General features: G+C 44.2%; 17 protein-coding genes. 7 read left to right on the forward strand and 10 right to left on the reverse strand.

The features are described from left to right. Positions 1 to 134: 134 nt before the first annotated feature. The 8 genes from L2740_RS06765 to L2740_RS06800 form a co-directional block, all read right to left on the reverse strand. Positions 135 to 848: a DJ-1/PfpI family protein gene (locus L2740_RS06765; protein WP_248949330.1), complete on the reverse strand. Its 714-nt coding sequence runs from the start codon at positions 846 to 848 to the stop codon at positions 135 to 137. A 221-nt stretch (positions 849 to 1,069) separates the two neighbouring features. Beyond that, positions 1,070 to 2,254 carry an HD-GYP domain-containing protein gene (locus L2740_RS06770; RefSeq protein WP_248949331.1) on the reverse strand — a complete coding sequence of 395 codons (1,185 nt, stop codon included), beginning with the start codon at positions 2,252 to 2,254 and terminating at the stop codon, positions 1,070 to 1,072. A 224-nt stretch (positions 2,255 to 2,478) separates the two neighbouring features. Then, the gene (locus L2740_RS06775) at positions 2,479 to 2,715 is read right to left on the reverse strand and encodes a hypothetical protein (RefSeq protein WP_248949332.1); all 237 of its coding nucleotides are present in this window, start codon (positions 2,713 to 2,715) and stop codon (positions 2,479 to 2,481) included. A 26-nt stretch (positions 2,716 to 2,741) separates the two neighbouring features. Continuing rightward, positions 2,742 to 3,500, reverse strand: a complete 759-nt coding sequence (locus L2740_RS06780) for a DNA-binding protein (protein WP_248949333.1) — start codon at positions 3,498 to 3,500, stop codon at positions 2,742 to 2,744. Between the two features lie 82 nt (positions 3,501 to 3,582). After that, positions 3,583 to 4,119, reverse strand: coding sequence for a core component of ECF transporter (locus L2740_RS06785; protein WP_248949334.1), 537 nt, complete (start codon positions 4,117 to 4,119; stop codon positions 3,583 to 3,585). Continuing rightward, complete coding sequence (locus L2740_RS06790; RefSeq protein ID WP_248949335.1) at positions 4,116 to 4,787, reverse strand: energy-coupling factor transporter transmembrane component T; 672 nt, start codon at positions 4,785 to 4,787, stop codon at positions 4,116 to 4,118. The genes L2740_RS06785 and L2740_RS06790 overlap by 4 nt, the downstream gene beginning before the upstream one ends. Next, positions 4,777 to 6,138, reverse strand: coding sequence for an ATP-binding cassette domain-containing protein (locus tag L2740_RS06795; protein ID WP_248949336.1), 1,362 nt, complete (start codon positions 6,136 to 6,138; stop codon positions 4,777 to 4,779). Before L2740_RS06795 ends, L2740_RS06790 begins: the two co-directional genes overlap by 11 nt. A 17-nt stretch (positions 6,139 to 6,155) precedes the next feature. Further along, on the reverse strand, positions 6,156 to 8,108 hold the full coding sequence (locus tag L2740_RS06800) for a TonB-dependent receptor plug domain-containing protein (RefSeq protein WP_248949337.1): 1,953 nt from the start codon (positions 8,106 to 8,108) through the stop codon (positions 6,156 to 6,158). Positions 8,109 to 8,572: 464 nt separating this feature from the next. Between L2740_RS06800 and L2740_RS06805 the strand changes: the two genes are divergently transcribed. From L2740_RS06805 to L2740_RS06815, 3 genes are all read left to right on the forward strand, one after another. Continuing rightward, positions 8,573 to 9,919 carry an isochorismate synthase gene (locus L2740_RS06805; protein ID WP_248949396.1) on the forward strand — a complete coding sequence of 449 codons (1,347 nt, stop codon included), beginning with the start codon at positions 8,573 to 8,575 and terminating at the stop codon, positions 9,917 to 9,919. 221 nt (positions 9,920 to 10,140) lie between these two features. After that, positions 10,141 to 10,800, forward strand: coding sequence for a 7-cyano-7-deazaguanine/7-aminomethyl-7-deazaguanine transporter (locus L2740_RS06810; RefSeq protein WP_248949338.1), 660 nt, complete (start codon positions 10,141 to 10,143; stop codon positions 10,798 to 10,800). A gap of 122 nt (positions 10,801 to 10,922) precedes the next feature. After that, on the forward strand, positions 10,923 to 11,381 hold the full coding sequence (locus L2740_RS06815; RefSeq protein WP_248949339.1) for a GNAT family N-acetyltransferase: 459 nt from the start codon (positions 10,923 to 10,925) through the stop codon (positions 11,379 to 11,381). Positions 11,382 to 12,435: 1,054 nt separating this feature from the next. Here L2740_RS06815 and L2740_RS06820 read toward each other — a convergent pair. Both L2740_RS06820 and L2740_RS06825 read right to left on the reverse strand, forming a co-directional pair. After that, positions 12,436 to 14,574, reverse strand: coding sequence for a sensor histidine kinase (locus L2740_RS06820; RefSeq protein WP_248949340.1), 2,139 nt, complete (start codon positions 14,572 to 14,574; stop codon positions 12,436 to 12,438). 78 nt (positions 14,575 to 14,652) lie between these two features. Then, a complete protein-coding gene (locus L2740_RS06825; protein ID WP_248949341.1) occupies positions 14,653 to 16,074 on the reverse strand; it encodes a sigma-54-dependent transcriptional regulator in 1,422 nt (473 codons plus the stop codon). 227 nt (positions 16,075 to 16,301) lie between these two features. Here L2740_RS06825 and L2740_RS06830 point away from each other — a divergent pair, with 227 nt between their 5' ends. Genes L2740_RS06830 through mobA form a run of 4 tightly spaced genes read left to right on the forward strand, consistent with a single transcriptional unit; the run spans position 16,302 to position 19,212 of the window. Further along, on the forward strand, positions 16,302 to 17,114 hold the full coding sequence (locus tag L2740_RS06830; protein ID WP_248949342.1) for an ABC transporter substrate-binding protein: 813 nt from the start codon (positions 16,302 to 16,304) through the stop codon (positions 17,112 to 17,114). After that, the gene (locus L2740_RS06835; RefSeq protein ID WP_248949343.1) at positions 17,111 to 17,818 is read left to right on the forward strand and encodes an ABC transporter permease; all 708 of its coding nucleotides are present in this window, start codon (positions 17,111 to 17,113) and stop codon (positions 17,816 to 17,818) included. Before L2740_RS06830 ends, L2740_RS06835 begins: the two co-directional genes overlap by 4 nt. A 5-nt stretch (positions 17,819 to 17,823) precedes the next feature. Continuing rightward, positions 17,824 to 18,558: an ABC transporter ATP-binding protein gene (locus tag L2740_RS06840; RefSeq protein WP_248949344.1), complete on the forward strand. Its 735-nt coding sequence runs from the start codon at positions 17,824 to 17,826 to the stop codon at positions 18,556 to 18,558. A gap of 51 nt (positions 18,559 to 18,609) precedes the next feature. Beyond that, positions 18,610 to 19,212 carry a molybdenum cofactor guanylyltransferase MobA gene (gene mobA / locus L2740_RS06845; protein ID WP_248470374.1) on the forward strand — a complete coding sequence of 201 codons (603 nt, stop codon included), beginning with the start codon at positions 18,610 to 18,612 and terminating at the stop codon, positions 19,210 to 19,212. Positions 19,213 to 19,217: the final 5 nt, after the last annotated feature.

Consider the following 19,217-nt stretch of genomic DNA (forward strand, 5'->3'; position numbering starts at 1 on the left):
CCTCCTAGGTAAGTAAAATGAATCGCTATTATTGGTGCTAATGCTATTACTCGCCAAGATCCTTTATTACTAATAAATAGCTTTATCAGCTAAGGCTAGATGATTTACTTATATTAAGCTGACTTATAAACGGTTTAACCAACGGCATACGGATCATTGAGTGGATCATCGTTCCAGTCGTATTCTGTTAGTGTTTGAATACGTTTGGCTTCAAGTTCGCCATGCAAATGCTTAACCCAAAACAGTGCGGCATCAGTGCCTGCCGATACCCCTGATGAAGTAAGAAACTTGCCATCTAATACCCAACGCGCTTTGGCTTGCCAAGGTACATTGTCGTTCAATGAACTCACCCACTGAAATGCCATCTTATTGGTGGTCGCCTTACGGCCATTTAACACCGACGTCATCGCTAATAATGCCGTGCCAGTGCACACTGTAAACACATTTTGGCTACGGGCGATTTGTGCCACTAACCATTGCCTTAACTTAGTGTCATTCACTAAGCTGCGAGTGCCAATACCACCAGGGATCAATAACAGATCGCAATCATACGTCTCTGTCGTTAGGCAGTCTGCTACCACACGCGGGCCTTGATAGCTTTTGACGATTTCTGTCATCGCCACCAGCTTTATCTCACTATTGGGCATATGACCCAACATCTCTACTGGACCATGTAGATCTAAAGTTTCATAGTCATCAAATACCAGTGCCAACACCCGATATTTGCCCTCAGTAAATGGCGCATTAGTGGTTAATGATGACGTACTCACTGCCGCTTGCACTGCTGGCGCTATTGCACCTGTTGCCATTAGCACTGAAGCGCCTTTTATAAACTGCCTACGTTGCATTTCTTTCCCATCTATTTTCGATTGCTTGGGCGATTTTAGTCTTTAAGGATGGTAATTAATTCAATGATTAAGCTAATAAACGCCAAATCGTTCATCAAAAATAGAGATGGCGCAAATAATGTCAATTTGTGGGATCTAATACCAATCAGTATAAACAGTGATACGGCTAGATTTAAGATATAAAAAAGCGCCCATTTCGGGCGCTTCTTAGTAATGAATTATCAGTAGAACGGCGTTGGATCGATTTCTAAACTGCTTGGTGAGATCCCTTTTTCAATATTGAAAGAGGAACGACGCAAATCGACGATTTCAACCTTGGTATAGCAACGCTTGGTTACCGAATAAAAGCATTTCACTTTAGGGTGCAGTGCATCGCGACCTGTCGCTTCCCAGACGATACCTATACGTCCGTCAGACAGCTGCACTAACGAGCCAACCGGATACACACCAATACAACGAATAAATTCGTAAACTAACTTTTGGTCTAGATGGAAAGGAGTCAAACTGATTAAGATTTTAAACGCTGCCGCGGGGCTCATGGCCTCCTTGTAACAGCGAGTTGCCGTCAAGGCGTCAAAGATATCGACGATACAACTCATGCGACCATGCAGCGGTATTTCATCGCCTTTTAATCCTCGCGGGTAGCCGTTACCATCGAGTTTTTCATGGTGCATCAAACTGATGTCTTTACTAATCTGCGACAAACCTTTGGTTTGCGCCATAATCTCAACTGCATAAGTCTGGTGCAGCTTTACATGCTCAAACTCTTCTGCAGTTAATTTACCCGGCTTATTCAAAATATTGCTATCGATTTTGATCTTGCCTATATCATGCAAAATCCCACCAATGGCAATTTGCCGCAGCATATCGGTATCGAAATTTAAGTAACGGCCAAAGGTTACTAGCAAGAAGGCGACATTGATTGAGTGTTCTAGCAGATAGGCATCTTTCGAGCGCAGCGCCGACACACATTTGAGCGCATCAGCGTCTAGCATTACCGACTCAATCATATTGTCGGCTAAAACTTCAAAAGGCTGGACTTCAACCGCTTTGCCCTCGAAGGTTTCAGACAGAACTTTTTGGATGAGATCTTTAGCCTCAACCATCAACTCTTTTGCTTGTTTCTGTCTGATTACGCGGTCGACTTTTATCGCTTTAGCAGCAGGCTTTACAACAACCTCTGCTCGACCTAAGCCTAAATCGGGTGCAGAGCGCTCGCCATTCACCCATACATGGCTAATATGATTCTTGTGTAGCTTTAAAATTGCTTCTGCGCTACGAATTTGTCCGGCACTGGCAATATTGACCTTACTTTTATTACGGTCAATAGCCTCAACAAACATACCCACTTTTAATTCAGAAACAGCTATTTTAATTAAATGACTAGATTCAAGTGAATCACCCATTATCTCTTAGGTCCCCGGATGATTTAATCAAAAATACAGCTACTATATGTCACTGTACCCGTCATAGTTTGGTGATGTTTCGACTCCATAAACAACAGAGTCCATCTATTATTTTCCTACGACAATTAGACTATTCTATTCTGGGATTTGTTAAATCACCAGAGACAAAGTTAATTAATCTCCGCTAATGCAATTAAAATTTAAGCTAATCAGTAATGAATGCGTTAACTAACGCAAGTGCTAGCCACTGCAGCACTGCGCTTATGGCACTGAAAACTGCTAGGCTGCCAGCGACGATACATGCAGTTAAAACAAGAGCGCGCGACATTGTCGGTATGCTCATCTTCATCGTCACTTAAAAATACCGAACAATCTTTAGCAGCCTCTCGAGCTGGAGCATAGTCCTCGACACCAAACTTAAATTGCCATAAGTCGTTAACTTGAATAAACCATTGCTGCATCGCTTATACCTCTAGACCCTTTCGTATTAATAAGGCTTTAATTGCTGTTTAGTTGCGTTGCGCCACTCACCCGACTCATTACTTACTAATAAGGCAAATTGATGCTGGGTATACACGGCTTTGATTTGACCAGTTAAGCTAATCTGTTCATCGTGATTTAAAATTTCACCCGTTGTCGAAATCGCTGCTTGTAGGCCGGTTTGTTTAAGCATCTGTGCCACGCTCGGTTGCACAACTGCCGATTCATCATGATCTTCGCCTAAGGTTAATTGCCCTTTCACACGGCCATCTTGACCACTTAAACGTAAACCTAAGCCAGCTAAAGAGCCAATAATGCCCTGACCTGTGCCACCATGCTCTGACAAATCCACGCCTAGTTCTGCCGCCAATTGATAAGCTTGCTCTTTGGTTTTCACTTCAACTTTTGACTGCTTACCAAACGCGATTAACTGGCCGATATTGTAGTCAGACTCTAAGTCCAAAATCGCCAACCCGGGATCGGCCGCCGCCGCAGATTCTTGTTTTAAATGCGCGATACAAATGGCTTTGATCTCAGCAAAATCGAAGTCGGTTTCAACTTGAAAACACATGGCACTGTTGTGCGATGTATACGGAATATCTGGGTGTACAAATAACTGATGGCGAGTAACAAATCGCGTTATTGCTGGCCGTGCGTCTTGTGGCACTCGTGGTGCCAGTTTAGCTGCAATCTCTTCAGCAATTTCGCCAGTACCTTTAGTGCCAATATCGTCAGTGTCATCAATGCAGATCAACCAAGCTTTCATCTAAAACCCTTATTGTTATGTTGTCGTGGCAAGTAACGTGCTCACCGCGCAAATATGTTTGCGAATCTTGTTTGTTAACCTGTTACTCAGGCTTTTTCGGCAATAAATCGTGGGCGTGCAATCGCCGTAATACGGTTGGGATCAACAGCGCTGCCGCCACTGCAAATGCACCGCCTTGCACTAAGCTAAGGCCGAACTCTGCTAACGCCACTTGGCCGCTCATACCGACTAATAAGTTGCTCAGTAAGCCCTTGCCTGACCAAGCTAAACAGCCAATCAACGCCAAAATAATGCTCTGCCAGCGTAAACTGAATGCACCAGCCATAAACAATAAAGCTAAATCCATTGCCATTGCTGGTAGGCCAAACTTAAGCAAAATCATTGGTCCGCCTTTGCCAACGCTAAGCATCATGGCAACTAGGCCGGCTAATAAGCCGCAAGCCGTCATCGCACCAACGCGATTCACTACGCCGTAGCAAATAAGGTAGAAAAAGGTCATCAAAAACATCGAATGACCACTCAAGCCAAGCTTGAGTCGTAACATACTTTTCAAAACCACCAGCAAGGTGGCGCAAAAGCCAATAAATAACGCGTCTTGTAAATCGAACGGAGACTTCATTCTTCCTCTCTTTTTGCTGGCCAATGTGTTGGTTTACTCACACTGCCGAAATGGCGCAGTTTGGCTGCTTTTGCCATCTGCTTTGATAACTTAAGTAATTGAATTAACACTGGCAGCACAACGCAATAAATGAGCTCTGGCCAGTTTTTAGGATTACGCAATGCTTTAGGGGTGATGTTGGCGCCCCGTAAGCATTGAATGGCATAAATTTCTTTGGTTTCTTGCAGCATGTACGGCAACAATCCAATAGAGGCGGCAATAACAAATGCCCACTTGGCGGGCAAACCCCAGCTGAGCACTTCGCCAATTCTTTCAGGCTTTTGCGTCGCAGATAACCACCAGCCAGGCAGTAAGGCTAAGAACACCCGCAATACAACTATCACGCCTTCGAGCATCTGCCCTTCACCGTGGATCAGGTAATAAAGCGGCAAGGTTAGCGCCAGTTGCGCGACACCTAAGCGCAGTAACGCTGAGATTTTGTTTTTCAGATACACGCCGTGAATAACCAGCAAGGCATCAACCAAGATCAGCCAGCCTAGCGCGCTATTGGGCAAGAAAAATGCACCACTCGATAGCACTAAGCTCAGCAGCAGCGCAAAGGCGCAATATTGGGTGGCACTAATACGAAATACCGCCACTTTGTTTGCTTTACGCCCGTTAACCAACATTTGCTTGCTCTGTTATTTGTGCGCCATCACCTAGGTGACCATTTTCAATGAACCAGTAACGGTCAACAGCTAGAAATGGCAAGCCACGATGGCTCGTCAGTAAGATGCCACAGCCTTGCGCACTCAATTGCAGTAGAATTTGCACCACTTTGGCCACATGATATTTGTCTAACCCCGCAAAAGGATCATCGAGTAATAACAGCTTTGGCTGCAAACAAACCAGTGAAGCCAAAGCAATAATATGCTGCTGGCCATAAGACAGCTTGTGCGGAGAGCTATCGGCAAGTTTCAGCAAATCAAGTTCAGTGAGGATCTGCTCTGCTCGCGCCAGCGGTAATTTGAAACGCTTTAAACTAAATTGCAGCTCAGTTAATACGGTTTGCTCGAATAGCTGTCGATTAGGTCGCTGCATTAACAAGCCTAAGTCACTGCCATAAATCCCTAGTTGTGGGCGTTTTGCCATTACTGTTATCGGCAAATTAGTAATGTTGGCTTGAATGCCAGCTAAAGTTTTCAATAGGCTACTTTTACCGGCGCCGTTGTCGCCTACTAGGGCTACAATCTCACCACGGTGAAGCGATAACTCTTGCTCGCATTCAAACAGTGGTTCTTGGTCGATAAAACGAAATTGATGCGGCGCGATATTAACTAGGCATTCGCGATGACGAGGCTTACTACTCGGTCTGATATTAACCAGATCCGCGGTCTGGGCTTGTTGACGCTGACCAGCTCTAAGCTTGCCGCCTTCAAGTAACCAGAGATAATCAACTAAATCAGCGAAAGCACTTGGGTTATGCTCAACCATCACTATCGCCACGCCATCCTCTAGCAAGGCTTTTAATACACCGTTGAGCTCTTTGACACCATTATCATCAAGCTGCGCCCACGGCTCATCCAGTAATAACAATGACGGGTTAAACACCAGTTGCGCAGCCATCATTAAACGATATTTCTGCCCGAGAGATAACACCTCAACAGGTGTATCTAAGCTCGTATATAAACCGACTCGACGTAATGATTGCTGTACTTTTTCCACCATCAAATCAGCAGCAATACCTAGATTTTCTAGTGCAAACGCAATTTCGGCCCCAACACTTTGGCGTAAAACTTGAGCATTAGGATCTTGCATCACTAAACCAACCAATAATGATGGGGCACGATAAACGTCCCCCTCATAAGGTCGGCATTGCTCGCCTGCCAATATGTGCAACAAGCTCGATTTACCTGAGCCTGTTGCACCATTAATACAATGGCATTCACCACGATTAATCACCAAATTAAGATCGTCCAAGATCTCACTTTGGTGCGATCCATAGCCGAAATGAATCCCTTCTAATGCTATGATTTTCATACTCTTCCCCGAAAGCCCTAAAGCTGCCAGTTAATACCAACAAACACCTGACGGCCAGCTTGTGGCATAAAGTCGCTTTGATAATAAAGCTCATCAAATAGGTTTGTAGCGCGAACGTATAACTCTAAGTTGTCCTGCCAAATCTTCTGGCTCACACTAAGATCTACTAAGGTGTAATTATCTAACTCAACACCTTTCCCATTCACTTGATCAATTACGCGTTCAGCATTTAAACGTGTCGTTAAACCAAACGAGAGGTCATAGCTGGCTTGCAGACGCAAGTTGTGCGCAGGACGGTACTGCAGACGCTCATTGGTAGCACGGTCTTCGGTATCGATGTAGCTATAGGCAAACGTTAATCCTAGGCTGTCGAAATAACGATTCGTCATCTGCAAATCAACACCCATAAAGCGATAATCACCAATGTTTTGCTCTTGGTTGTTATCATCTTTAGCGATGTAATCATTAGCATCAGTAATATAGCTGCTGATATCTAATTGAGTGTCGAAAGGTAGAGATTGCTGTAGGCCTAGTTCGAACTGGTTAGCAATTTCTGCTTTTAGATTTACGTTACCGCTGTTAGGCGCGTATAGATCGCTAATTGATGGGTAGCGAACTTTACGAGCTAAACCGGTATGAATTCGGCTTGAGTCTGTAACTTGATAAAATGCCGATGCTTGAGCTGAGAAGTCTGTTTCGCTATTAACATCAAGATCGTAATTATGTACCGCAGCACCTATGCTGTAGCCATAAGTACCGTCATCTTGAAATTGGTATTCAGCAGCACCGGTATAGACCATCAAACTTTCATCGATATCGCCAGAGCCGCCTTGACCGCCGCCAGTACCACCACCGCTACCATTGCCTCTTACTAGGCTACGTAATGAAGTGGTATGCGATGACCAATCTTGTTTTTCAACAATGGCTGACGTAGTTAATACCGCGCCATAATCAAATTCACTAATGAATTGAATATTGGTACCACTAACTTTAGAAGAACTTTCAACAATGCTATTTAGGTTGTTCAGTCTATGGTTATAGAAGTTTTCCACCATATCGGTTTGGTTGTAGTAAACAAAACCACGAACAACATATTTTTCGCTGATTTCATGAGCCGCGCCAAGCTGCATGCTTTGCTCATTAAAATCTTCAACTCTTGAAGGTGTTTTCTTACGGTCAACAGTCGGCGATTTACCCCACACGCCATCGCGCTGAGTGTAGTTAGCCATTAACTTAGTTGAATCGTTGATGAAGTAACTGCCTTGGGCGTAATAGTTGGTTAACTTTCTGTCAGAGTTAAAACGAATGTCACCAACTTGATTGCGAGTATCTTCAAAATCATCAGGCATTGGCGTGCCATCAGTCTCTTGATGAGTCACACTCATAATACCTTGCCAGTTATCACCCGAGCCTGCTGCACTGATATCAGCATTTAAGGTATTGTCAGGTGCCGATTCAACTTTACCCGACAACGAAGGTGATGCATCACCTTGTTTAGTAATGATGTTAATTACGCCCGCACTACCGCCTGGTCCGTAAAGCACAGAAGTAGGACCAACTGAAACGTCAACACGTGCAATTTGGTTTGTAGGGATAACACTTGGGTCAAACTGACCGTCTTCAGTGCTGCTTGCTGGCACACCGTTAATTAAGAAAGTAATATGGCGTGTTTTTAGGCCGCGGATATCCACGCGAGGAGTAGAGTCACCACCTACGCGCACATAAATGCCAGGTACGTTTTCCAGCACTTGATCTAAGCTTTGTGCACCAGAAGCCTTAATTTCTTCCGCGTCTACGCTCCAATGGGTCGTCGCCGCTTCAGTTACCGAAGCGCGCTCACCGTGCACTACAATAACGTCGGTTACATCAAGAATTGGGTCTCTTTCAATTTCATCAGCCTGAACTTGATAAGCCAAGCTCATAGCTAGCGCTAAGCTAGACACTCTCAGCACTTTTTGTTGTTTTTTCATCTAGTTTCATCATCCTAACGACTTATTTCGCGCTATTTTTAAAGAGCACGGGTTATCGCTCAAGCAAATAAAACCATAAAACAAACCTAGATCGACTAATTTGGATAATAGGAAAGGCCACCAACAGCAACAAAGGTCAATTTGACCCACCGCGCACAACTAAAGGACAAAACGGGACATCTAAATCACACCCTTTAAAAGCAAGCTAAGCTTTGATGACACAGAAAAAATAAACCTAACGACAGAAGTACCATAGGCGACAATAGCCAACAACAAAGCCATGTTGTGATTTACTCAGGGAGAGCTCACATAGGTAGAGTGATCAACTTGACACTGTATGTTATGGCTATTACTTTGTGGTAAAGATTCTTATTACCAAAGTGCGATGGGTTTATCCTAGCTAGAGGTCGCTCCTCTAAGCAAACCCTAATGATATTTGTTTGGAGTACTTATTGACCATCCCCATGCTGCCTCAAGCTATTAAGTCCTTAACCGACAAAATCAAATCATTTACGCTTCAACCTAACAGTGATCCAATAGTCCAGCTGTCTGTGGCGGTTGCACCTATCCCGGTTATTGCTTGGTTAGCCGCACAAACTACTTATCCAAGAGTGTATTGGAAAGGTCGTGATACCGAAGAAGAGGTAGCCGCTATTGGCTGCTGCAAAGACTTCTTCTTTGGTGATGATGTTGACGACATAGCACTATCGCTTGAGTACCAAAAACAACGTTCACTGACCAGTAATCAAGATATTCGTTACTATGGTGGCGTAGCATTCGATCGTCGCAATGAAAGCTGGCAAGACTTTGGTAAAGCACACTTTGTGCTACCTAGAGTAGAACTGCGCCGCAGCGGTAATGAGTTCAAACTACTAGTAAACCTAAACTTTAGCGAGAATGAGTTCAGCACTGAAATCGACAATGCTTTGCAGTCACTGCAAGTACTCGACGCCCCTAAGCCATTAACTCCTCCAAACAAGGTGGCATTAATGGGCCGCAGTGACCGACCAGATCGCTACCGCTGGGACGAGTTAGTTAATCGGGTGACTCATCCAAAATTTATTGAAGACACACCAAAAGTGGTGCTTTCACGGGTGACTCAGCTTGAGATCAATGAAGAAGTCGATCCATGGACACTTCTTGCTTGCTGGCAAGGCCGCAATCCAACTAGCTTTCAGTTTGGTTTTCAATTTAGTCCAGCAAGTGCCTTTATTTCTTGTACGCCAGAGCGCTTATACCGTCGCCGTCAACGCGAATTGTTTACCGAAGCGTTAGCTGGCACCACTGTGCGTGGGCTTAATCAAGAAGAAGATAAAGCTCTTGCTCAAGAACTATTAGATGACACCAAAAATAGTCACGAGAACCAACTAGTACGCCAACACATAGTTAATGTGCTCAACCCACTTAGTAATTATGTTGGCGCCGAAGAAACACCGACCGTGTTTAAACTCAGCCATATCCAGCATTTACATCGCTCAATCCGCGCCGAGTTAAAGCCAGGGGTGAATGACTTTCAGCTGATCCAAGCGCTGCATCCAACTCCAGCGGTAGGCGGCTTGCCAAAAGAGTCGGCAATGAACTTTATTCGTCAACAAGAAGGCTATGTGCGCGGCTGGTACGCTGGCGCTTGCGGTTACTTCAATAAGTACGAAAGTGAATTTGCAGTGGCTATCCGCAGCGCCTTAATTGAACCTGGGCGTATTAACCTCTATGCCGGCGCAGGTATTGTTGCAGGCTCAGAGGCTGACAAAGAGTGGACTGAGCTTGAAAACAAACTCAGAACTATTTTGTCGATTCTAACCGAGCTATAAATAACTAAATCAAAAGATTAACCTAAGTCTTTAGCACCTGTGGTGGCTTAACAGCATAAGTCGCCACAATTTATCCTTGCTCAATTAAAAAACTGCTCTATAATTTGCCGCCCCCAAGCTTGGGGACAACCACTGTTTATTAACCAAAATTGTAAAATTATAGCGCTAGACGTTATTGCGGGTTCCCTAACCCCGCCCGATTTAACTAAAAAGGCCACAAGATGTTGATGTTATCCCCTGCACAGCTTCGCCGTGCATTGCTGCTATTAGCCAGCTTTCATATTGCTATTATTTGTGCCAGCAACTACCTAGTACAACTTCCATTTTTAATATTCGGCTTCCATACCACTTGGGGCGCATTTAGCTTTCCATTTGTTTATCTAGCTACCGATCTCACTGTACGTATATTTGGCCAACAAGCCGCGAGAAAAATCATCTTTCTAGCCATGCTGCCAGCGTTAGTGATCTCCTATTTAATGGGCGTTATTTTCCACCAAGGTAGTTTCCAAGGTGCTGAAGCGCTGCTGGAATTTAATAGCTTTGTATTTAGAATTGCATTCGCCAGTTTTGCCGCCTACCTTGTCGGCCAGTTGATGGATATTTTTGTGTTTGCCAAGCTAAGAGAGACTAAATCTTGGTGGGTGGCACCATCAGCGTCAACAATAGTCGGCAACCTAATCGATACTATCGTGTTCTTTGGCCTAGCTTTCTACGCCTCTACTGATGAGTTTATGGCAGTACACTGGCCTGAAATCGCCGCGGTGGATTACGGATTTAAACTGATCGTCAGTTTAGGCTTATTCTTGCCTGCTTATGGTCTGTTACTAAAGTTCTTACAAGATAAGATCTTACAGGATTCTGCTCACAAAAGCGCCGTCTGATAATAGTTAGCGCTTAACAACAACTGGACAGACCTGTTATAATTTCGCCAATTCGTTCACCTTTCAGCCAATGGTTTGGCTGTATCAGCAAGGTGAACTGGCGAAGTTATTGAGAGTGATACATGTACACCATCGAAATTGAAGCTGTAACTGAGTTTACGCCAGCAGTGCTTGAGCTTATCCAAACTGTTTACAGCGTTATCCCTGAATTTGAAAACGGCTATGCTAGCCAAGAGATCAGCCAGCGTTTACTTGCAGGCCCAGCGTTATTGCTTATCGCTAAGGTTGAAAGCGAGATCGCAGGCTTTAAGCTTGGTTACCAAACTGAAGATAACGTGTTCTATAGCTGGTTAGGTGGTGTAGCACCGGATTTCCGTGGTCTTGGCCTAGCAAAGAGCTTACTTGAATACCAAGAAAAGTGGGCAAAAGAGCAAGGTTATCAGCGTATAGACGTTAAAACTCGCAACTGCTTCCCTGCAATGCTAAATATGCTTATTAGCAGCCAATACCAGATCACCGCTATGGTTAGCGACGCTCAAAACCACAGCCAGAACAAGCTGCATTTACAAAAGCATGTTTAATACCAATCAGTATAAACATTTAGTCACTCAGCGAGAGTTTAGCGGTTTTGAGGCAAGGCAACGAGTGAAGAGCATAGTTGTTCTACATTCGAGCTCGTTAACACAACATCAGAATCGCTAAAACTCGCCATTCTGGAACGTTTTTGGCTGCCTACTTCTGCGTTGAATAGCTTTATAAGGGAATAACCATTATTGCAGCTATTCGTCTTGAATTAGTTTGCCAAAAATCGTTCTGAGTTGATCAAATTCTTATACTGATTGATATAACTGCTCGCTTTAATGTCTGCTGGTTCCCCCCCATCAAAGTAAAAAAACTTAATAGAATGTGACAAAAGTGTAGATAACACTTGCAAAGCTAAATGAGAATGATTATTGTTAACTCGCGTTCCAGAACTCGGAATTACGGATAAAGTTCTCATCATCTTTACCTGCATAGAGTTCTTTATGCCTTTGACCATCTTTGCGGTCAGGGGTATTAGCACGACATTGCTCACACACTCTTAAGTGGCCGGGATTCTTTCCCGGCTTTTTTTTGGCTTAATTTCAGCCAATTGCAAATATCAGAGCTTACAAGTAAAGCAGAACCTCATAACTCACTAATTAATAACAACTAAATCATATTTACATAATTTAGATTAATTTTTAGTGCATTATACTTGCACAATCAAATGATAATGATTATTATTTACATGCGTTCCAGAACTCGTAGTTACTTAAAGGCATCTCATCTCCTTAAAGTTAGAGTTTTATTAAGCACGACATTGCTCACACACTCTTTGTGGCCGGGATTTTATCCCGGCTATTTTTTTGCCTAGCATTTATTAATCCTAATTAAATCAATAAAATATTATCGGCAAAGCAGTAGCTTGCAGCGGAATAATAAGAGGCAAACAGTGGAATGTTAAGCAGCAAGTTAGGAATAAGCTGCTGCGAGGATAAGTTGCATAAGCGAGATTAGTCACCCGCTAAAAACAACAACGGGTAGCTACTTGGCTACCCGTCTAACTATCTAGCTAATCAATCTAACAACTTAGTAAGCTTAGCCTGTTCATTGTTAGTCTTTAGGTTTATCAAGGTGCTGACCATTAAACTGCAGACCTTCATAAGGCGTGTTAACTTGCTCCTCTATCGCTTTATGATACAGGCCAATAGTAAACAAGCTGCCTTTACCCACTGTAGAGCTCACCTCAATGGTGCCGCCAATACGCTTAATAATGCCGTAGCTGAGTGATAAACCTAAGCCAGTACCGTCTTTACGCGTGGTATAGAAAGGATCGAAAATGCGGTTAAGTTCCTCTTCAGGGATCCCCTTACCTTCATCTTCAACCTCAATTTTAACCCCTACAGGATCGCCGCGTTGCACCCAATCATAAGTGCGGATCCAGATCTGGCCTTTGCCATCCATCGCGTGAGCAGCGTTTACCACTAAGTTAATCAGTACCTGCAATAACTGCGGACGGTTAACTTGAATTGGATAGCTAGCATTAAGTTCTTGGTTGAGCACCACTTGCTGTTTTTGAATCGAATGACGCACCAGCACCAGCATCTCTTCGATAATCGGCGTGATCTGATGCATTTCAAGCGGCGCATTAAACTCACCTGGGCGGCTGTATTGCAGCAGGCTACGAATAATCGTGCTAATACGGCCAACTTGTTGAATAACTAGCTCAATTTCTTCTTCAACATCGGCAGCCCTGTCACCAAGCTCATACTTAAGCAGCTCCATATTGCCTAAGATCACTGCTGTTGGGTTATTGATCTCATGGGCAATACCCGCGGTAAGCTCACCGAGTGCTGTGAGCTTTTCGTTAATCACCAACTGCTGACGCGTTTCGTTAAGTAGTGCGACGTTAGCTTGTAGCTCTTCTGTTTTCTCTTGCAGGCTACGAGTACGCTCTTCAACCTTGACCTCTAGTTGCTCCGCTGCCGCCTGAATCTGACTATTTCGACGCTGCAATAAGTCCAACATGCGGTCAAACTGCTCAGCAAGATTAGACAACTCATTATCACTATCAAGACCTAATGAACCAATACGCAAGTTACGCCCAGATTGCACCGCTTTGACCACATGGTGAATACGCTCAATCGGTTGCAATAAGCTGTAAGCGCCGCGATAAACTAGCCAACCAGACACCAGTAGTACCAGCATTAAAATGGTACCTAACTCAATAATGTTTAACAGGTAATTATGGATAAACGGCGATTCGGAAAATCCGGTATAGATCATACCGATACGCTTACCATTAATATCTTCAAGCGGAGAGTAAGCCGAGATAAACCAGTCGTTAAATACAAAGGCTCGGTCAACCCATAGTAGCCCTTGGTTAAGCACTTTTTCACGTACCTCAGACGACACTAAACTGCCCAAAGCACGTCCCTTTTGGTCATCACCTTTCGGGAAAAAGTGCAAAGGTACGTTAGTACTAATACGGATATTATCAAGGAAGATAGTTACTGTGCCGATTGAGCGTTCAGGCAAGGTGCCTTTGTCGTAAACTAAGTCGCGAATATGGTCGACAATGCGGGTATCACGGTTAAGCATTATGCCGCCGTCGAGGTACCAAGCCACATTGCCATTTTTACCTACCACAGGTAATAAACTGCGGCTCAACAGGCCACGCTTCTCTTGGCCTTTAATCGGTTCATGGGCGCGTTGGGTTTTGATCACACTGATTTGTGCACGCTCGGCCAGCACGGGATCAATCCGTGCCAATCGGCTTGAATCTAGAACCATTAAGCCTGAGAAAGGCTCTACACCTTCAATATGCGGTAGCATCTGCCTAAGATCCGGATCTGCCGCCGCCTCTGATACACTGATCAGACGTAAAAAGTCCAAATTAAGATCTTTCTTCGCCTGCTCTAATACCAGCTGCAAATTAGCACGCTGCTCAATCGAGTCACGGCCCATCTGCCTAAAATCATTTTGAAACGGCCAAGATTCCATAACCAATTGCAGTTGGTTTTCTTGATTATCTTGTACCGTTATCAAGGTGCTGTTTGCTACAGTCAAATCGGCTTTGACCTTCATAAACAGCTGTTTGCCAGTGTAACTAATATTCCAATAGATGGTAATAAACACCAAGCTAACTAGGGTTAGCAAGATCGGCAACAAGGTTAAAATCAAGATGCGATAGCGCACCTTAGCTTGCATTTGCTGCCAACTCACACCAAACATATTGGAAAAAAACGACACCTAAACTCCCCTTAGAGTGATGTTAATAACACCAGTTAACTAACACTGAGCCGAAAAATGCATGCTCTGCTATTAGTCTTACTCGGCTTCACCACCGAACCACTCTTTATATTTACGATCGAGCGTCTTACGTGACACACCTAGGTCGCGGGCAGCAGCAGATTTATTACCGCCGTGCATATCAACCACTCGGGTTACATGGTCACGTTCAACATCTTTAAGCGCCCATTGTAATGGATAACCGGACTCGACCGCCATTTCTGCTTTCGGTTGTACTTTCCAATACTCTGCTGGCGGCTTGCCTAGCAAGATACAACGCTCGATCATATTACGTAATTCGCGGATATTACCAGGCCACTCGTGTTGTTGCAGTTTGAGTAGATCTTCATGGCTCCACACCACTTCTTTTACCCCCAATTCAGCCGCTAGCTGGCAGGTAAAGTGATGCGTTAACTCAACAATATCTTCAGGACGTTCCCGTAGTGGCGGAATAACAATATCGAGCACATTTAAACGATAGAAAAGATCGCGTCTAAAGTTTCCGGCCTCAACTTCTTCCGACAACTTACGGTTAGTTGCAGCAAGTACCCGTACATCAATATTGATCTCTTTTTCACTACCCACAGGACGAATAGTGCGCTGCTCAAGTACTCGCAGTAATGCAGTTTGCATCTTCAGCGGCATTTCACCGATTTCATCAAGGAAGATAGTACCACCTGAGGCAAAGCTAAATAGTCCCTCACGATTACCTTTAGCACCGGTAAATGAGCCAGCCGAGTGGCCAAAGAGTTCGCTTTCTAAAAGCTCAGGTGCAATTGCGCCACAGTTAACCGGTACAAATGGGCCTTGGCGGCCACTTAAAATATGTAGCTGGCGTGCAACCAGTTCTTTACCAGTGCCTGACTCACCCTCAATCAATACCACTGCATTAGTTGGCGCAACACGTTCAATAACATGTTTTACCTCAGTCATGGCATCACTTTGACCAATAATGGTCGATGATTGATTGAATGACACTTCACGGCGCAACATTAAGTTTTCGCGCTTAAGCAAACGACGCTCGATACAGCGGTCAACTGCCTTCATCATCTGCTCAAGGTGGAATGGTTTCATTATGAAGTCTGAAGCACCAGCGCGCAGCGCCTTAATCGCCACATCCATATCGGCATAGCCAGTCATAAAGATGATGTCAGAGCGTCTTTCTTGATCGTTTAGTGCTTCATGCCATTCAATACCTGAACGGCCAGGCAAGCGGATATCAACAATTAGCAGGTCAAAATGACAACGCGAGCGCAGTTGCTCAGCATCCTCAACGCTTGAGGCGGTTTCAACGAGAGCAAACTTTTTAGCTAAGGCTTTTTTCAAAAAGCTACGCATGCCCGGTTCATCATCAACAATCAATACAGATACAGCAGAAGGAAGTGGCTTCATATTATTCATTCTCTGTCCCAGCTTGTCGTTTGAGGGACATTTTGACTCATTATGTAATAAGTCTAACATTGAACTAGTCTAAATAGGTCACTATGAACCATATAATCGCGACCTTGGGACATAATGTCTGTGCTTTTTATGTCATCAATGCGATCTAGATCACAGCATAAAACACTAGTGTGAACTGAACGAATCCGATTACAGTCTGGCATCAAACTTGCTTTTAACGGGGGTATTCAATTTTGTTCAGACCCTCAGGTATCGAGAGGTCTATTTTATTTTCCATAGGAGCTAAAATGTTAAACCTTAAACGCGCTATTGGTCTTGCGGTTACCGCAGCACTGTTTGTTGGCATGCCAGTGCAAGCTACTGAAGTGATTAAGCTTGCTACCACTACCAGTACTGAAAACTCAGGCCTACTAAAGAACCTTCTACCTAAGTTTGAAGCAGAGTCTGGCTACAAAGTTCAAGTAATTGCTACTGGTACAGGTAAGGCGCTAAAACTTGCACGTCAAGGCGATGTTGATGTTGTAATGACTCACGCTCCAGGTGCTGAAGCTAAATTCGTTGAAGAAGGTTACGGCCGTCTACCACGTGGCATTATGGAAAACGATTTCGTTGTTCTTGGTCCTAAGAACGACCCAGCTAAAATCCGCTCAAGCAAAACAGCTGAAGAAGCGTTTGCTAAAATCGCTAAATCAGGTGTGCCTTTCATTTCTCGTGGTGACAACTCAGGCACCAACATGAAAGAACTACTTGTATGGAAAAACGCTAATATTACTCCAGACTTCAAAGGCTACACAGCAGTTGGTCAAGGTATGGGCAAAACGCTATTAATGGCTAGTGAATTAGAGGCTTATACACTATCTGACCGTGGTACTTTCGTTGCTTATTCAGGTAAAATAGACCTAGCAGTTGATTTCGATGGCGGCCCAGCTCTAGCTAACCCGTACCAAATCATCCTAATCAGCGATAGCAAGTACCCAACGCTAAATCACAAAGGTGCTAAAGCACTAAGTGACTGGCTGATCAGCGCTGAAGCGCAAGGCATGATCAATAATTACAAAGTTCAGGGAGAACAATTGTTCAAGGCAACATATAGCGAATGAATGAAGGCTGGTTAGCCCTTATACAGCAGGCATTAAGCCTGCTGTTTTCATTGGACCCCGAAGTGTGGTCCATTATTTCCGTTTCTTTTGCAGTATCATTTGCGGCATTAGCGATCACGCTGTTGCCATCTATGGTATTGGGCTTTCTCTTGGCCTTTACGCGTTTTCCCGGCCGCTGGTTAGTCACCAACCTTATCCAAACACTGCAATCTATTCCCACCGTTGTAATCGGCCTGTTGGTCTATTTGCTACTTACCCGTATGGGGCCTTTAGGGGATTTAAAGTGGCTATTCACCCAACAAGGTATGATTCTTGGCCAAATGCTAATTTGTGCACCTGTACTAGTTGCGATGAGCCAAGCTGCATTTACTAGTGTAGACCGCCGCGCTTGGGAAACCTCTCGCACCTTAGGCGCACCCGCTATGAGTGCTATTTGGGCGGTATGTAGAGAGCTGAAAGTGCCGCTATTATTAGCGATTGTAGCTGCCTTTAGTCGTATTTTGACTGAAATTGGTTGCTCGATGATGGTCGGCGGTAACATTGCAGGTGTGACCCGTAATATTCCCACTGCGATTGCACTAGAAACCAGTAAAGGTGATTTTGCTCAAGCCATCGCGCTTGGCTTAGTGTTACTCGTATTGGCGCTCATTTTGAACTTTGCTTTAGGTACGCTTAGAGGCAAAGCCGAGCCAAGGAGTCATTAACAACAATGGCCACTAACACAGCAAAAATCATTGCCAAAAATATCGAGATGCGCTTTGAAGATAAACACCTTTTTAGCGCCGATAAACTGGTATTTGAACAAAACAAAGTGATTCACCTACAAGGTGATAACGGCTGCGGTAAAACCACGTTGATGAAGCTACTTGCAGGCTTTAATCAACCTACCAAAGGGACGATATACGCCGAAGGCTTTGCCATCGCTCCTTGGTGGCGCAGTAACTCTATTACAGGTAAAGCCCTGTATTTACACCAGCATCCCTACCTGTTTGAAGGCAGCGTGATGTATAACCTCACTTACCCATTGCGATTTTTAACCGCAGATAAAGAGCAGCTAAGCCAACGTACTGAGCAAGCAATTGATAAAGCGCAGCTGCGTCACTTGCTCACCCAAGCGGCATCAAGCTTATCTGGTGGTGAGAAACAGCGTTTAGCCATTGCTAGAGCTTGGATTATTCAGCCTAAACTATTAATGCTAGATGAGCCGACCTCTAATATGGATAAGCACTCGCAGCATTTGGTGCTACAAATGATCGTCGACTTAAAACAACAAGGCACAGGTATGCTAATAAGTAGCCATCAGACTTGTTTGTTAACCCAAGTATGCGATCATGCTTGGCTGGTTAATAATAAAACCGTAACCACCGATTATGTGAGCGAATATACGCAAACAGATGATACGAGTAGTCAAATTTCAGCTACATTGAACGTATCGGTTGGCTAATACCTAATTCATTTTTAGTAAAAAACAGTAATAAACAATAGGGTAACAGTGATGGCAGCACAAGTTGATGCGGTAATCTTGGCAGGCGGTATGGCCAGACGCATGGGCGGTAACGATAAAGGTTTAGTTGAGCTGAGAGATCAGCCGATGATTAAACATGCGATTGACAGGATAAAACCTCAAGTTAAGGAGATCCTGATCAACGCAAATCGTAACCAAAACCGTTATTCTGAGTTCGGTTTTAAAGTGTTCAGTGATCAAGATAGCGGCTATTTAGGCCCATTGGCAGGTATGATTACCGCAATGAGCGAGACTGATGCGGAATATTTATTAGTCGTTCCTTGCGATTGCCCACTGTTACCAACTGATTTAGTCGCTAGAATGCTAGCAAAATTAACGGCTGAAGATGCCGAGCTTGCAGTAGCAAGTGACGGCAAGCGCGAGCAACCAGTAGTCATGTTGCTAAAGCCGAGTTTACGTGAATCAATGAAAGCATTTTTAGATGCCGGCGAACGCAAAATCGACTTTTGGTATGCCAAACACCACTATGTTGTTGCTGAGTTTTCTGATCAGCCCAATGCGTTTGTAAACGTAAACACACCAGAACAAAAACAGCAGCTAGGCGATGCCATAGCTAATGAAGAACATCACTAGAGGTG

It is taken from the genome of Shewanella pneumatophori (assembly GCF_023283895.1).
Classification (GTDB): domain Bacteria; phylum Pseudomonadota; class Gammaproteobacteria; order Enterobacterales; family Shewanellaceae; genus Shewanella; species Shewanella pneumatophori.

Bases quoted from the DNA above. Each gene is read 5' to 3' on its own strand.
- L2740_RS06770 (WP_248949331.1), bottom strand. From the start codon at position 2,254: ATGGGTGATTCACTTGAATCTAGTCATTTAATTAAAATAGCTGTTTCT.
- L2740_RS06815 (WP_248949339.1), top strand. From the start codon at position 10,923: ATGTACACCATCGAAATTGAAGCTGTAACTGAGTTTACGCCAGCAGTG.
- L2740_RS06840 (WP_248949344.1), top strand. From the start codon at position 17,824: ATGGCCACTAACACAGCAAAAATCATTGCCAAAAATATCGAGATGCGC.
- L2740_RS06800 (WP_248949337.1), bottom strand. From the start codon at position 8,108: ATGAAAAAACAACAAAAAGTGCTGAGAGTGTCTAGCTTAGCGCTAGCT.
- L2740_RS06765 (WP_248949330.1), bottom strand. From the start codon at position 848: ATGCAACGTAGGCAGTTTATAAAAGGCGCTTCAGTGCTAATGGCAACA.
- L2740_RS06790 (WP_248949335.1), bottom strand. From the start codon at position 4,787: ATGTTGGTTAACGGGCGTAAAGCAAACAAAGTGGCGGTATTTCGTATT.
- L2740_RS06825 (WP_248949341.1), bottom strand. From the start codon at position 16,074: ATGTTAGACTTATTACATAATGAGTCAAAATGTCCCTCAAACGACAAG.
- L2740_RS06835 (WP_248949343.1), top strand. From the start codon at position 17,111: ATGAATGAAGGCTGGTTAGCCCTTATACAGCAGGCATTAAGCCTGCTG.
- L2740_RS06810 (WP_248949338.1), top strand. From the start codon at position 10,141: ATGTTGATGTTATCCCCTGCACAGCTTCGCCGTGCATTGCTGCTATTA.
- L2740_RS06805 (WP_248949396.1), top strand. From the start codon at position 8,573: ATGCTGCCTCAAGCTATTAAGTCCTTAACCGACAAAATCAAATCATTT.
- L2740_RS06785 (WP_248949334.1), bottom strand. From the start codon at position 4,119: ATGAAGTCTCCGTTCGATTTACAAGACGCGTTATTTATTGGCTTTTGC.
- L2740_RS06775 (WP_248949332.1), bottom strand. From the start codon at position 2,715: ATGCAGCAATGGTTTATTCAAGTTAACGACTTATGGCAATTTAAGTTT.
- mobA (WP_248470374.1), top strand. From the start codon at position 18,610: ATGGCAGCACAAGTTGATGCGGTAATCTTGGCAGGCGGTATGGCCAGA.
- L2740_RS06795 (WP_248949336.1), bottom strand. From the start codon at position 6,138: ATGAAAATCATAGCATTAGAAGGGATTCATTTCGGCTATGGATCGCAC.
- L2740_RS06830 (WP_248949342.1), top strand. From the start codon at position 16,302: ATGTTAAACCTTAAACGCGCTATTGGTCTTGCGGTTACCGCAGCACTG.
- L2740_RS06780 (WP_248949333.1), bottom strand. From the start codon at position 3,500: ATGAAAGCTTGGTTGATCTGCATTGATGACACTGACGATATTGGCACT.